Below are 13,938 nucleotides of genomic sequence, written 5' to 3'. Positions count from 1 at the left end.
ATGCGCCGCTTCCGGCGTCTAGGCGCCCTCCTCCTTCCCGTCCTCACCGCCGATGGATACGTCCTTCAGGCGATATGACCGTCCCGTTATCTTGATCATCGCGCAATGGTGGCAAAGCCTGTCGGCCACCGCCGAGGCCGTGACGTTGCTGCCGAACACGTCGCCCCACCTGCCCACCGGCACGTTGGTCGTGACGATGGTCGACCGCTTGAGCGCGTAGCGCCTGTTGACCAGCTGGAACAGCAGGTCGGCGCCCTCCTTGCCGATGTCGAGGTAGCCGAGCTCGTCTATTATCAGCAGGCTGCAGTGCTCGTAGAACCGCATCCTGCGCGCCAGCGCCTCCTTCGCCGAGGCGTGCTTGAGGTCCTCGACCAGCCTCGAGCAGTCGGCGAAGTACACCTGCTTGCGGGCCATCACCGCCTCGTGGCCTATGGCTATCGACAGGTGGGTCTTGCCGACGCCCGGGCTGCCGACGAGCACGACGTTGTCGCCGCGGTCGATGAACTCGAGCGTGGCCAGCTGCTCGACCAGCCCGCGCGGCACGCTCGGCTGGAAGCCCCAGTCGAAGTCGGCCAGCGTCTTTATGTAGGGGAAGTTGGCCATCCTCGTGCGGCGCTCGTCGTCGGCGCGCCGCTTGAGGGCTATCTGGGCGTCGGTGAGCTCGAGCATGGCGTCGACCAGGCTCTTCCTCCCGTCGGCGACGAGCCTGACGTACTCGGGCACCGACGACGCCATGCCCTCGAGCCCCAGCTCCTCGAGGTTGGCCGCCAGGCGGTTGAGGGGGCTGGCCTGCACGGCGGCGCTCACAGCGAGCCCCCTATCGAGTCGAGCAGGCCGAGGTTGGCCGCGGCGGCCGCCTCGATGTCGCCGGCGGCGTCGCCGAACCACCGCTTGCCGGCCATGGCCTCGGCGTAGTGCGCCGGGTCGTAGGCCGGCCCGCCCGCCACGTGCGTCGCCACCAGCTCGCCGCCGACGTAGCAGTCCATCGCGCCGCCGGGCATGCAGACGATGCGGGCGGGCCTGCCGATGCAGCGCCTGGGCACCGACATGGGCTCGCCGTGCGCGCTCACCAGCATCGTGGCCGGCACCCTGGCCACGCGCACCACGTCGCCCATCGCCTCCTCGAGGGCGCGCAGGTTGCCGACGGGCAGCAGCGCGTCCTTCTCCTCCATGAACAGCGCGGAGGGCGGCAGCCCCGTGGTCTCGTTGGGCTCGGAGTTGCTGGCGTCCTCGATCCGCGCGACGATCTCGTCGATATCGTCCCAGCCGTCGAAGTCGCCCTGGTAGGCCATGAGCCGCGACAGGAAGCGGTTCGACGACTCGACCTTGCCCTTCGTCTGGGGGCTGCGCGGGCGGCACAGCTTCAGCTCGAAGCCGGCGGCCTTGGCGAACTCGTATGCGCGCTGGACCTTGAGGCGCCTGCCGCCCTTGATCGTCACCAGGGCGGACATGTTGTCCGTGACCCACTCGCGCGGCACGCCGCCGAGCCTCGCGATCGTGGCGTACATGCACCTGACCAGGTCGTCGGTCGTCCTGGTCCTCGACCGGATGAATATGTGCCTGCGGGAATGGCCCAGCGTCGCCGCGAACACGTTGAACTCGAACAGCTCGCCGTCGCGGTTTGCCATCTTGACGGACTCCTTCCAGTCGAACTGCAGCTGCAGTCCGGGCGGCGTCTCGAAGCGCGGGTGCGGCTCCGGGCCCCCGGAGGCCCCGACGGCGATGCCGTTCTTGCGCATGAACTGGGTGAAGGCGTTGTAGCCGGCCAGGTCCTCGCCGGGATACCTGTGCAGCAGCCACTCGTGGATGCCCTTCTTGGTGACTCCCGGCAGTTGCGCCTTGGCTGCCACCTCCTCGATGTGCGCGTCGAACGAGCCCGCCCTGTCGCCGCGCCCGTCGTGGGGCCGCCCGCCCTCGGCCCTCCAGTACGACGCCACGGTGTGCCTGTCCTTGCCGTAGCGCTTCGCTATGTCGCTGAAGTTGGGCTTTATGCCCGCTTCCCTGTACATGTCCAACTCTCCGATCAGGTTCTTCTCCGCCACGGCCCGCTCCTCCCGAAAGCATCGTTCGCTCGTCGATCGAAGCGTAAGTCCCGGCGTTGGTGGAAATGGTGAAAATGCGTTGGCGCAAATGGCGGGATTGCGTTGGCATGATTGGTTATTGAGCGTTGGTCAAAATGGTTGTTTTTACAGTAGCGCTAACAATCGCGCGCGCTCTCCAACTCCGCCGCGCGCTCATCCGCAGCCGCAGCGGCATCGGCGGCCGTCACCTTCACCTGCGTCAATTCAGCCGCCGCCTGCTCGGCGGCCGCAGCCGCATCGCTGCGCACGCCGGCAACCTCCGTCTCGCACGCCGCGCGCGCCGCATCCACCTGCGAAGCGGCATCCCGCTGCGCCTCCTCAACGCGCGCATCGGCCGCTTCCGCAGCAGCCTTCACCTTTGCCGCCGCATCAGCCAGCGCAGCGTCCACCTCGGCCGTCGCCTCGGCGCGCATGCGCTCCACTTCCGCGGCCGCGTCCTCGCGCGCCTTCTGCGCGTCCGCCTCAGCGGCGCGCTTGCCGGCCTCGGCATCCTCAAGCGAGCCCTTCGCATCCTCAAGCGCCGCCTCAGCCACCTGCGCGCGCTGCGTGGCCGCCTGCTCGCGTGTGGCCGCCATGTCCAGCTCGTCGGCCAAGTCGTCGCGCTCGTCGGTCAGCGCGTGCACCTGCACCTTCCACGCCTTCAGCTGGCTTTCCAGCTCCTCGCGCTCGGCACGCTCGCACTCTAGCGCCGCCTCGGCATCAAGCTGCGCCTGCGTCACCTCTTCCACGAACACGCGACGCACCTCAACATCGGGGATGTCGGGGCTGGCAATAAGCTCTTCCTTGATCTCCTTCACGAACTTCGGCTTCACCGGATCGCGATGCACGCTCTCAAGCTCGGTGAGGTTGCGGTCGTCCGACGTCAGGCTTTTGAACACCGCATAGTTGTTGATAAGGTTCGTGTACATCTGCACCATGTACTCGTCGTCGAAGGCCATCTCGGAATCCTTGACGTCAATGGTGTAGCCCACGTTGTCGTAGCGCTCCATGAACTGCCACAGCTGATAGCACTTGCGGTAGTTCGGGTCTTTCATGATGAGGTTCGTACGCTGAATAGGGCTGCGGACTGCGGCGCACCCTGCCATGATCTGGCAAAACGACGCATTGCGCAGCGCCATCACCAAACGCCGCACGCGGTCGATACGCATGAACGTTTCCATGTTGTCGGCATCGTTTTCCGCGAAGCTCTGGCGGTTCTTCACCGTCATCTCGACGTTGTACTCGATCTCCTCGTACGCATCGTCGATCTTGCTATGCATCTTGAAACGGTTGCGAATCTCATTGCCCGTCGACCAGAAGATCACGTCCGTGCGCTTATCCACGAACGTCAGCAGGCGCTGGATCAGGTGATACACGAAGCGGTTCTCGTACAGGTCGTACGTCTCCACCGTGTTCACGTTCAGAATCTTCGTCGGATGAATGCCGCCGTCGTCCGACGGCGCCAAAAACTGCGTGTTCTGGCTCAGGTGTCGCACGGAATCGGCCGAGATCTTCTTCGCCAGCGAAACAGGCACCACTTCCTCTTCCGTGGTGATGAATCGCCGCGGCTTCTCGATGATGGCGTTGATGGCGTCAAGCGAATCCTCGATCATGGAGATCCACTCTTCGTCGATCACCTTTACCAGCTCTTCGCGCTTCTGCTCAAGCGTGGTATCGGAAGCCTGCGCCATCTCGAACAGGTAGCGGAAGTACCTGTCGTCGGCCTGAATCGGCTCCATTTGAGTGGAAAAGCTGTCGTAAAGATCTTGGATGGTGTCCGACATTGCAAACTCCCGCGTCAGTCGTCAACGCGAGCCCGGCCGAACAGCCAGGCTCGCAAGCAATTAGTACATGTTCTGGATGCGCTGCAGGTACGAGACGCTGTCGGGCAATCCGCCTTCGCCAAACGTCTTCTCGATGTACTCAATCAGGCCCTTGATCTCGTCGCGCACGAAGCTAACGTTCATGGACTCGAACTTCTTCAACACCTTGCGCGCGATGATGTAGTCCATGCCGCCAAGTTCGGTGCCGCCGCATGCCACGTACACGGGGATGAAGTCGTACATCTGCTTGATGATACGGTTACCGAACGCCAGGCGGAAACGCGTCTGCAGGTACTGGTCCATCTTGTGCATCTTCTCAAGCACCTCTTCGGACACCACATGCTCCACCTTGGCCTTCTGGAACAGGTACTGCAGATGCTCGGCCGTCACGTGCACGCGCGCATGCGCCGGGCACTCGAATGCATCGGCACGCTCGTTAAGCTCGATGGGGATGGCGCGGTCGTACACCTTGTCCGTGATGGTGAACGTGGAGTCGTCGTTGTTCGCCGTGCCCACGAACCACAGGCTGTCGGGCACGGTGATCTTGCCGTCGTGCAGCTCCTTCGGGTCGCCCGCCCACGCGGTGGGCACCAGGTCAAGCACCCATTCGTCATGGCTGGGCATTTCAAGCACGGAAAGAATCTCGGCGAAGTAGTACTCCACGCGCGCCAGGTTCATCTCGTCCAGCACGATGGTGCTGGGGTCGGGGCGCAGCCCGGCTTCGTACATGGCGCGCAGAAACTCGGTTTCGTTGAAGCGCTTGGAAAACTCGTTGAAGTAGCCCATCACCTCGGTGCGGTCGCGATACGAAGGCTGCACGGACACGATGGTTGCCGGGTTGTCCAGGTAACGGCCGAACGAATACGGCAGCGACGTTTTACCGGTACCGGAGATGCCTTCCAGAATCAGCAGCTTGCTGGCGGCCATGCCGGCCACATAGCGGCGCACGATCTCAGGCGTGTAATACAGCTGCATCTCGCTGCACGCGAACGCGCGGTAGCCCTCGACGAAGTCCACGAGCGAAATCTCGTTGTCGTATGTCGGCGGCACGAAGTCGCGATACTTCAGATCCACCAACGACAGCTTCGGGAAGCGGTTGGCCTGGGCGATTTCGCGCTCCTCGGCCAGCGTCTTGGCCTCCACCGTGGCCTTTGCCATGGCGGCCGCGGCATCGGCAACGCCTTCGCCGTCAAGCGCAAGCGACGCAGAACCCGTCAGCACGCCGCTAGCCGCAACGCCCACAACCGGAGCGCCTTCGTCGGCAGCGGCAGCGCCGGCCGCAGCACCGCCCACCACGTTGCCAACCGTGGGCAGCGTGTCGTCCACCAGCGCCGACGCGCCCATGTAGGGGATGCGCTCCGTGCCGCCCATGGCGTTGACCTTCAAGGCCAGCACCTTGTTCTTCTCGTCCATCAGGTCAAGCACCTGCTTGTTCAGGCGCCCGATTTCGCGATACAGCGCCTTGTTGCTGGTGTCGTCGTGCTTCAGCTGGTGGTTGACGCGCCACCGGTGCACGCAAATAAGCACAATCAACACGGGCACTGCTATAAGCAGGGCAAACAAGATAACGGCACCGATTTTGCCCACAATGTCGAACGTATCGAAGTACGTCTTGAATATGCTGAAATAGTCCAGCCAGCCGAATACCAGCAGGTTCAAAATAGAGCTGAAGACGGCTGCGATGTTGTACACGACCTTCGCCAACAGCTCCCAGGCAAACCCCAGAAACTCGCTCACTGATTCCGGTCCTCTCTACCCCACGTGCCGCACGTCAACGCGCACGGCACGGTTATACGATCGTCGTTCCGGCGCCCGCCAGGCACAGCGCCCTTGCCGACCGCAGCCAGCGTCCACGCGCCAGGCTACTTGTCGTCCTTGCTATCGCGTCCACCGGCAGCATCGCCAGCCTTGCCGCTTGCCGCCAAGGCCGCCTCAGCTTCCGCCTTCAAACGACGAGCCTCGGCAAGCTTCGCCTCCGCATCAGCGCGCGCAGCCTCCGCACGCTCAACGTCAGACCCCGCTTCGGCATCCGATCCTTCGCCATCGACAATAGCCGCCGCGCGAGCCATGCGATCTTCCTCGGCCATGGCGCGCTTCAGGTTCATGCCCACAATCACCAGGTGATACACCTGATATATGAAGAACAGCAGCATGGGCAGCACGATGACGATCAAGAAGCCCCACGTGGAAGACAGGAAGTCCATCACCTTACCCATGCCGGGAATCTTGAACACGTACTGGCCAACAATGTCGCCATCCGAGATGATGTGCGTATCGGCTACATCGTTGTTGTCGCCCTTCGTAGTGAAGCTGCGTATGCCGTTCAGCTCATCAATCGACTCGATACGGTGCGTATTCAGCGCATACTGGTTATCGATGATGGTGTGGAACGTCACAATGTCGCCCACCTGCAACTTCGACGTGTCGCACGTCTTGATAACAATCAAGTCGCCCTGATCGAACGTCGGAGACATGGAGTCCGACTGCACGGTCATCGGCGTGAACCCGCCCAGGTTCGAAACGCTGCCGTCGTCTTTCGTGGCAAGCGTGGTGAACGCATACAACGCGGCAACCAGAATGATGATCCACATCACCACGCTGATGACGATCGACCCGACTTTCTTCACGGTTTGCATTTCGCTCCCTTTCGCGCGATTCAACTAATCGTTATTGCAGCTCGACGCCCACAAAGCGCATCGAGACGGAATAATCCGCACCCTTCACCATATTAGTGCAATTTGTGTCGGTCCCCTCCAACCAAATGCGAACAATTACGGATTTATCCGTGTTCGCTACCAGGTCAAACATGCTTGACGCCTCGGTTGTCTCGCCCTTATCAAGGCCAAACACCGTCGCCGCGCCCGTGGAGGTTGCGTTTGTTGCAGCATTCGGGTCGTACACCCAGGTTTGACCGTCAGCAGTAAAGCTCATACGCATGGCCAGCGGCAACCCGTCCACCGCCGAGGAGAACGCCGTGCCCGCGGCGCCATCCGACCCATCTTGCCCCGTCAGCCGCACCACCACGTCCTTCTGGCTGATGAAATGCAGCGTGAACTCCAAGTACGAGCCGCTTGACGCCTGGGCAACCGAGCCATCCTCAAGCGTGAACGTCTCGTAATCCGACGTGGTCACCGGCTCCAACCTCGACGCGTCAATGTCAACGCCCAGGTCAGACGATATGCGAGACGAAATGGCATCGAACCCCAGCGTATGCACATAGCTTTCGAAATCATCGTGCGCGTCCAAGTCGAAGCGCAGCGACCCGTCCGCCGTGGCATCCATGGCCAGCATGCGCGTCTTCGCGCTATCGGCAATGGAAAACCAGGCGAACGTAGCCATGGCGATGGCCACCACCGCGAAGGAAAGCAGCAGCGCCGTAGTAGCCAGGCGATGCTTCAAGTCCTGATCAGCCCGCACACCCGCTGCATCACTCTTGCCACGCGTCACGCCCGAAGGCGACGCGCCGTTCAGCATGCCCATTTACGCCCCCTGCCCATCAAGCACCGCGAACAGGTTCAGGTGCACCACGCCAACATCGCCGTACAGGTAGTCGGCGCTATCCGGGTCGGTCCCCTCGATGTAATAGTACACGTCCAAACGGTAATCGGTTCCTTGGTCCATGGTCAGCAGCGCATTCTGCGGACGCATGGCCGAATCGCCCGAGCCCATCAGATATGCGTTGAAATCTTCAGAACCATCATTTGCGCAGGCCAGCGAGCCGTTTTGCCATCCCAAAAGCATGCCATCGGCATACCCGTCAAGCCCCGGGCGCGTGGCCGGGTGATCGCCGCGATGCCCGCCATCAGAGCCGTCAAGCGCGAAATAGCAGGTCATCACCACCTGGCCCGCACGCGAGAACTTCAGCCCCACGCGCGCCGCACGCAAAAGCTCAGGGTCGGCATCGGAGGGAACCAGCGAATCGCCCAAGTACAAATTCACGGCACCCGTAGCATTTCCCGCGCCGGAACCGATTACGCGAGCACGCAGGTCAATCCACCCATGGTAAAAATGCTCGCCATCAGCCGCTTGCTCGAAATGCACGGCTTCACCTGCATCGTTGTTGTGCGTGCATTCCGCAAAGCCATTCAGATCGAACGTGGAAACCGGATAGAGCGTAAGCGGGTCGGGGCTATTCGACGACAGCGCAACATCGCCCGACGACGACCAACTGCCCGACGCCGCATCGCCCAAATCAACGACCAAACTGCTGTCATCGCTGTGCACGGAGACAGAATTCGTGTTGACGGCCGCGTTATTGGTGAACCACGCATACGTAGCAACGCCCAACGCAGCAAGCAGCACGAACAGCGCAACTACGATGCCCACCTGCACGAAGCGAAGCCTCGATGCGCTTCCCTGTTGTGTATCCTTCATAGCGTCAGCCCCCTTACGCCCGCGTTGCCGCAAAAGCGAACTGCAGCGAAATATCGCGCGACTGGGCCTCATTACTGCAATTGTCGTCGCAGCCTTCCATGTACACGAAATACGTCACACGCACTACTTCATCAGCCGCAAGCGTGTACAACGGCTGCGCACCAGCGCGCGCAACCGGAGCATCGCCCGTGCCGTCCATGGTATACCCGCCGATGGACAGCGAAGGGTCGGCAACATAGTTCCACGATCCGGCACCGCTAACCACCACGCCATCCTGCGCCGTGGTGCGACGCGACGTAGCGCCCGCAGTGCTGCCCAAGTCATCGCACGAGAAGATATACGTCTGTGAACCGGAACTGCCTTCGATAATGAAACCCACGCGCAAAGCCGCCAACAGCTGAGGGTCGCTGGTAACGTTCATCTGACTTTGATACAGATACACGGCAAGAGGAGCGGAGCTGCCCTTCAGGTAAAACGTACCCGTCAACGCATAGTCATCAACATTTGCAGTGCAGTTCGCATACTCCGTGGTAATGCCATTCGCATTCTGAAACGTTCCACGCCAAAACGAGGTCAAATCCGCAGTCGAAATGGGATAAAGCGTTTTATCGGTCTGCGAAAGCGCACATTCCGTGTCGAACGGCCCGCCCTGGCTGGCGCCGATAAGCAGGTCATACCCGCTATCGCTGACCGTGTGAGCCGCGGGCGTAACATTGGTATAGCGAGAGCTGCTAAACCACGCGAATGTGGCGGCAGAAAACGCCGCAAGCAGCAACAGCAGCCACGCCGCAGCAATAAGCATACGCCGGCGCGACGAGAACACGTCTCGCAAAATCGAAGACGATTTCCGCGCAGTACGTGCGTCGGAACTAGCGATGGCCACCGGTTCATGCAATTGTTTACCCATACAGAAGCCCCTAACCCTGCTTGCCAGCAAAGTGGAGCGCAAGCGACTCCAGATTCGTATTCGCCAAGTTGTTCGTGCAGTCCTCGTCGCACCCTTCAAGCCACACATATACGTCAACCTGCACCGGCGTGCCATGGTCGGCATTCGCCGAGGCAGCAGGCAAAGAGCACAGCATGGTCGATGAGGGAAGCAACGCCAACTCACCCGTATCATCGTTGTATTGGCAGTAGTTCGACGAATTCAGCGGCGTAAACGTAACCGTAGAGCCGTCCGAGCGCGAGCTATCAAGCACATCGCCCGCCGATCCGTTATACGTGTTATATCGCCCTTGCGGATTATGCGTCTGCGTCAATTCGAAAATATACTGCGACACAACAGGCTGGCCTTGCCCAGGAGCATGCACGGCAAAGCCCACACGAAGCGCCGTCGATATAGGATTGTCCGGATCTTCATCATCGTAGGCAATATCAGCAAGATACACATCGGTAGCGACTGAGCTGGTAGTAAGGAACAGCGATGTTTCGTAGTAATCCGAAGACTGAGCAGGAGCAAATACATTCGCAAGCAAAGATGATTGCGAAGTGCCGCCCGTGAACCCAGTTACCTTTTGGAACCCAATTTCCATATTGTCAGTGGAAACAGGATCAAGAAAACCTTGAAACGCCAAGCCAGCAGATGTTTTGTAATCGCCATCATAAGAGTTCGAAATCAGGAACGTCACACCCGTGCCAGCAGCCATTTTGACGTCGGTGACGTGACGCGAGGTGTTGTAGATATACCACGCATACGTAACCGTTCCAGCAGCAAGCACAGCGATAAGCAGCACAACAAGCGTACGTCGAAACGTTTTACGCAATTGCCGCGAATCGGACAACGTTTCCTCCCTCAAAACTAGTTAGAAACTCAAGTAGACAAACATCCCTATTTTAAGCGATACAGCATCCTCTACACCAGCCAGCAAAATAGAAACGCTCACGAATTAGCAAATAGAAAAATGAGCCAAATATTTTACCAGAGAGAAGTGTACAGAATCAACAAGAAAGTCAAAGTCGAAACAAAACGTTGAAGCTGGACAAGAATTTCAACGAAACGTTGAAATAGCTTTGAAGCATATCGTGTTACAGTAGTTCACGTCGAAGGAAGTAATATCCACTTTGGTTAAGCACACGGCCTAGATGTTTATCAAAAGAGACTTCGACAAGCCCATAAGGCGCGATGGATTTGCAAAGTCTTGCTGCAGCGACCGAGCGAAACCACCGCGCCTTCGGCTTTTTCAAACCATTGCAAGCCAAAACGCATAGAAAGCCGGCGCCAGCTACGCGCATGCACCAGGCACAGCGAGGCTCGCGACCGGACACATCCCCCGTAAACGCAAGAAGGGCCCGCGGGGGACCGGATCCCCCCGCGGGCCCTGCCGGCCTCTGCGGCCGCTCGCGCAATAGAAAAGCGCCCTCCGCGAGCGCGACGCCCTGCCCTCCCGCAGCCTTGCGCTGCAGTACTCTCGGCGAAGGCGGGCTTAACTGCCGGGTTCGGGATGGGACCGGGTGATCCCCGCCTCTGTGGTCGCGCTCGCGGGGGGCGCTCCCCCGCGGCTCATGGATATGAGCCTGCCCGGGTCCCCTTCCGGGGCGACCCTGGCGGCCGTGCAGCGAAGGAAGCTGCCCGCACATCGACGCCTCGCAAAATCCCTTACGAGGATGCGAAGAGCTCGGGCTATCAGCAGCGCTCGGCTGAGCGGGTCGCCCCGCTTGCACCTGCGCCCTGTCGACCGGGTGTTCTACCCGGGCCCTTACCGGAAAGTGGACTCATCTCGGAGACGGCTTCCCGCTTAGATGCCTTCAGCGGTTATCCGTGCCGGGCGTAGCTAGGCGGCCGTGCCGTTGGTCGACAACCGCTGCACCAGAGGCCCGTCCACCCCGGTCCTCTCGTACTAGGGGCAGACCTCCTCAATCCACTTGCGCCTGCGGAGGATAGGGACCGAACTGTCTCACGACGTTCTGAACCCAGCTCGCGTACCGCTTTAAACGGCGAACAGCCGTACCCTTGGGACCGACTTCAGCCCCAGGATGCGATGAGCCGACATCGAGGTGCCAAACCTTGCCGTCGATGTGGACTCTTGGGCAAGATCAGCCTGTTATCCCCGGAGTACCTTTTATCCGTTGAGCGACGGCCGTTCCACTCTGTGCCGCCGGATCACTAGAGCCTGCTTTCGCACCTGCTCGGCCCGTCCGCCTCGCAGTCAAGCTGGCTTGCACTCTTGCGCTCTCGGGACGGTTGCCGACCGTCCTGAGCCAACCTTTGCGCGCCTCCGTTACTCTTTAGGAGGCGACCGCCCCAGTCAAACTACCCGCCTGGCACGGTCCGCGGCCCCGGTCAGGGCGCCGCGTTAGGCCGCCGGAACGGAGGGGGCAGTATTCCAAGGGCGGCTCCGCCGGGGCTGGCGCCCCGGTTTCGATGCCTCCTGCCTATCCTCTACGCGCCGAGCCAACGGCCAATGCCAAGCTGCAGTGAAGGTTCACGGGGTCTTTCCGTCCTTCCGCAGGTAATTCGCATCTTCACGAATAGTGCAATTTCACCGGGTCCATGGTCGAGACAGCGCCCAAGTCGTTACGCCGTTCGTGCAGGTCGGAACTTACCCGACAAGGAATTTCGCTACCTTAGGACCGTTATAGTTACGGCCGCCGTTTACCGGGGCTTGGCTTCAGCGCTTCGCACGAGTGCTAACGCATCCGCGTAACCTTCCGGCACCGGGCAGGCGTCAGACCCTATACTTCCCCTCGCGGGTTGGCAGAGTCCTGTGTTTTTGGTAAACAGTCGCTTGGGCCGTTTCGCTGCGGCCGCCCAGGGCTCGGGGAGCGTGTCCCTCCACCCCGGGCGGCGCTCCTTCTCCCGAAGTTACGGAGCGGTTATGCCGAGTTCCTTGACCATGGTTCCCCCGATCGCCTCGGTATGCTCTACCCGCCCACCTGTGTCGGTTTTGGTACGGGCGCCTCTGTCCCTGCCTAGGGGTTTTTCCAGGGAGCGTGGGCTCCGCAGCTTCGCCATGCGGCTTCGTCTCGCGTCTCGGCCTTGCGTGCAGGGCGGGTTTGCCTGCCCTGCGGCCTACGCGCTTTCACGGGGGCGTCCAGAACCCCGCCTGCGTACCCTTCTCCGTCGCCCCGTCGGTCTGAATAGCGGTCCAGAGGCGGTACAGGAATGTCCGCCTGTTGCGCATCGGCTACGCCTTCCGGCCTCGCCTTAGCTCCCGACTGACCCTGGGAGGATTAGCCTTCCCCAGGAAACCTTGGGCTTACGGCGGCGGCGTTTCCCGCGCCGCTCTCGTTACTCATGCCAGCATCCTCACTCCCCTGCGCTCCACCGTCGGTCGCCCTCCGGCTTCTCCGCCCAGGGGAAGCTCCCCTACCAATGTGTCTACATTCCGCCGCTTCGGCGCGTCGCTTAGCCCCGTGAATTGTCGGCGCGCCCCCACTCGACCAGTGAGCTGTTACGCACTCTTTGAATGCATGGCTGCTTCTAAGCCAACATCCTGGTTGTCTGGGCAGGGGCACATCCTTTGCCACTCAGCGACGACTTGGGGGCCTTAGCGGGCGGTCTGGGCTGTTTCCCTCTCGAGCACACAGCTTAGCCCACATGCTCTGACTCCCGGCCTTTCCGTCCCGTCGGCATTCGGAGTTTGGTCGGCATCGGTAGGCGGTGAGGCCCCCTCCTCCGTCCAGTGCTCTACCGCCGCGGGAAAACGGCCGGGGCTAGCCCTAAAGCTATTTCGGGGAGAACGAGATATCTCCGGGTTTGATTGGCCTTTCACCCCTACCCACGGGTCATCCCCTCCGTTTTCAACCGAAGTGGGTTCGGCCCTCCACGGGGTCTTACCCCCGCTTCAGCCTGCCCATGGGTAGCTCACCCGGCTTCGCGTCCACCGCGCGCGACTACGTCGCCCGCTTAAAGACTCGCTTTCGCTGCGGCTCGCTTCTATAGCTTAACCTCGCCGCGCGCGGTGACTCGCTGGCTCATTCTACAAAAGGCACGCCGTCACAGCGCGATGGCTGCTCCGGCTGCTCGTGGGCGCGAGGTTTCAGGCGCTGTTTCACTCCCCTCTCGGGGTGCTTTTCACCTTTCCCTCGCGGTACTGGTTCGCTATCGGTCGCGGGAGAGTGTTCAGCCTTGGAGGGTGGTCCCCCCTGCTTCGCGCGGGGTTTCACGTGCCCCGCGCTACTCTGGGAATCGGGAACCCGCTGCCTGCGCCTCTTCGGGTACGGGGCTCTCACCCTGTTCCGCCGGCCTTCCCAGGCCGTTCCCCTGAGGGGCAGGTTTATGACAGCGGGAGGGGGGTGCGGCCCCCTCGCGTCCCGCCCAGCAACCCCGGCGCGGAAGCGCCCGCACGCTGTGACACGCGCGCCGGTTTGGGCTGGCCCGGTTTCGCTCGCCGCTACTCCCGGGATCTCGGTTGATTTCTCTTCCTCGGGGTACTTAGATGTTTCAGTTCCCCCGGTTGCCTCCTGGCGCCCTATTTGATTCAGGCGCCGGTAGCGGGGCATTGCCCCCGCTGGGTTCCCCCATTCGGGAATCCCGGGATCGAAGGCCGTTTGCGCCTCCCCCGGGCTTATCGCAGCTTGCCGCGCCCTTCGTCGACTTCCCGCGCCAAGGCATCCGCCTCGCGCCCTTAACATCTTCCATCCAAGGGATCCTGACTGAATTAGTACAGGTCGTTCAAATCGATAGAGAATACCAGATGAATGATCGTTGCGATCGTGAAGAATCCGAATCGTCTTAATTG

The 13,938-nt window shown here is 61.2% G+C and carries 9 protein-coding genes and 2 rRNA genes; all 11 read right to left on the bottom strand.

Going from position 1 to position 13,938, the window contains the following annotated elements:
- Window positions 1-18 precede the first annotated feature (18 nt).
- The 11 genes from istB to ET524_RS07900 all read right to left on the bottom strand — a co-directional run bounded on the left by istB (window position 19) and on the right by ET524_RS07900 (window position 13,838).
- Window positions 19-807: an IS21-like element helper ATPase IstB gene (gene istB / locus ET524_RS07950; RefSeq protein ID WP_129423107.1), complete on the bottom strand. Its 789-nt coding sequence runs from the start codon at window positions 805-807 to the stop codon at window positions 19-21.
- Complete coding sequence (gene istA, locus ET524_RS07945) at window positions 804-2,042, bottom strand: IS21 family transposase (protein WP_118449093.1); 1,239 nt, start codon at window positions 2,040-2,042, stop codon at window positions 804-806. The genes istB and istA overlap by 4 nt, the downstream gene beginning before the upstream one ends.
- Window positions 2,043-2,197: 155 nt before the next feature.
- The gene (locus ET524_RS07940; RefSeq protein ID WP_129424761.1) at window positions 2,198-3,844 is read right to left on the bottom strand and encodes a DUF2357 domain-containing protein; all 1,647 of its coding nucleotides are present in this window, start codon (window positions 3,842-3,844) and stop codon (window positions 2,198-2,200) included.
- A gap of 60 nt (window positions 3,845-3,904) precedes the next feature.
- Complete coding sequence (locus tag ET524_RS07935; RefSeq protein WP_129424759.1) at window positions 3,905-5,620, bottom strand: hypothetical protein; 1,716 nt, start codon at window positions 5,618-5,620, stop codon at window positions 3,905-3,907.
- 125 nt (window positions 5,621-5,745) lie between these two features.
- Window positions 5,746-6,519 carry a signal peptidase I gene (locus tag ET524_RS07930; protein ID WP_129424757.1) on the bottom strand — a complete coding sequence of 258 codons (774 nt, stop codon included), beginning with the start codon at window positions 6,517-6,519 and terminating at the stop codon, window positions 5,746-5,748.
- Window positions 6,520-6,550: 31 nt separating this feature from the next.
- On the bottom strand, window positions 6,551-7,363 hold the full coding sequence (locus ET524_RS07925; RefSeq protein WP_129424755.1) for a hypothetical protein: 813 nt from the start codon (window positions 7,361-7,363) through the stop codon (window positions 6,551-6,553).
- The gene (locus tag ET524_RS07920; RefSeq protein WP_129424753.1) at window positions 7,364-8,257 is read right to left on the bottom strand and encodes a hypothetical protein; all 894 of its coding nucleotides are present in this window, start codon (window positions 8,255-8,257) and stop codon (window positions 7,364-7,366) included.
- A gap of 13 nt (window positions 8,258-8,270) precedes the next feature.
- Window positions 8,271-9,164, bottom strand: a complete 894-nt coding sequence (locus ET524_RS07915) for a hypothetical protein (protein WP_129424751.1) — start codon at window positions 9,162-9,164, stop codon at window positions 8,271-8,273.
- Window positions 9,165-9,174: 10 nt separating this feature from the next.
- A complete protein-coding gene (locus ET524_RS07910) occupies window positions 9,175-10,038 on the bottom strand; it encodes a hypothetical protein (protein WP_129424749.1) in 864 nt (287 codons plus the stop codon).
- A 582-nt stretch (window positions 10,039-10,620) separates the two neighbouring features.
- Window positions 10,621-10,735: ribosomal RNA gene (rrf, locus tag ET524_RS07905) — 5S ribosomal RNA — on the bottom strand.
- Window positions 10,736-10,859: 124 nt separating this feature from the next.
- Window positions 10,860-13,838 (bottom strand): 23S ribosomal RNA (locus ET524_RS07900).
- Between the last annotated feature and the right edge of the window lie 100 nt (window positions 13,839-13,938).

This window comes from Senegalimassilia faecalis (assembly GCF_004135645.1).
Classification (GTDB): domain Bacteria; phylum Actinomycetota; class Coriobacteriia; order Coriobacteriales; family Eggerthellaceae; genus Senegalimassilia; species Senegalimassilia faecalis.
This window is presented reverse-complemented; position numbering and strand designations above follow the sequence as displayed.

Coding starts and splice junctions, on each gene's coding strand:
- ET524_RS07940 (WP_129424761.1), bottom strand. CDS start 3,844: ATGTCGGACACCATCCAAGATCTTTACGACAGCTTTTCCACTCAAATG.
- ET524_RS07930 (WP_129424757.1), bottom strand. CDS start 6,519: ATGCAAACCGTGAAGAAAGTCGGGTCGATCGTCATCAGCGTGGTGATG.
- ET524_RS07925 (WP_129424755.1), bottom strand. CDS start 7,363: ATGGGCATGCTGAACGGCGCGTCGCCTTCGGGCGTGACGCGTGGCAAG.
- ET524_RS07920 (WP_129424753.1), bottom strand. CDS start 8,257: ATGAAGGATACACAACAGGGAAGCGCATCGAGGCTTCGCTTCGTGCAG.
- ET524_RS07915 (WP_129424751.1), bottom strand. CDS start 9,164: ATGGGTAAACAATTGCATGAACCGGTGGCCATCGCTAGTTCCGACGCA.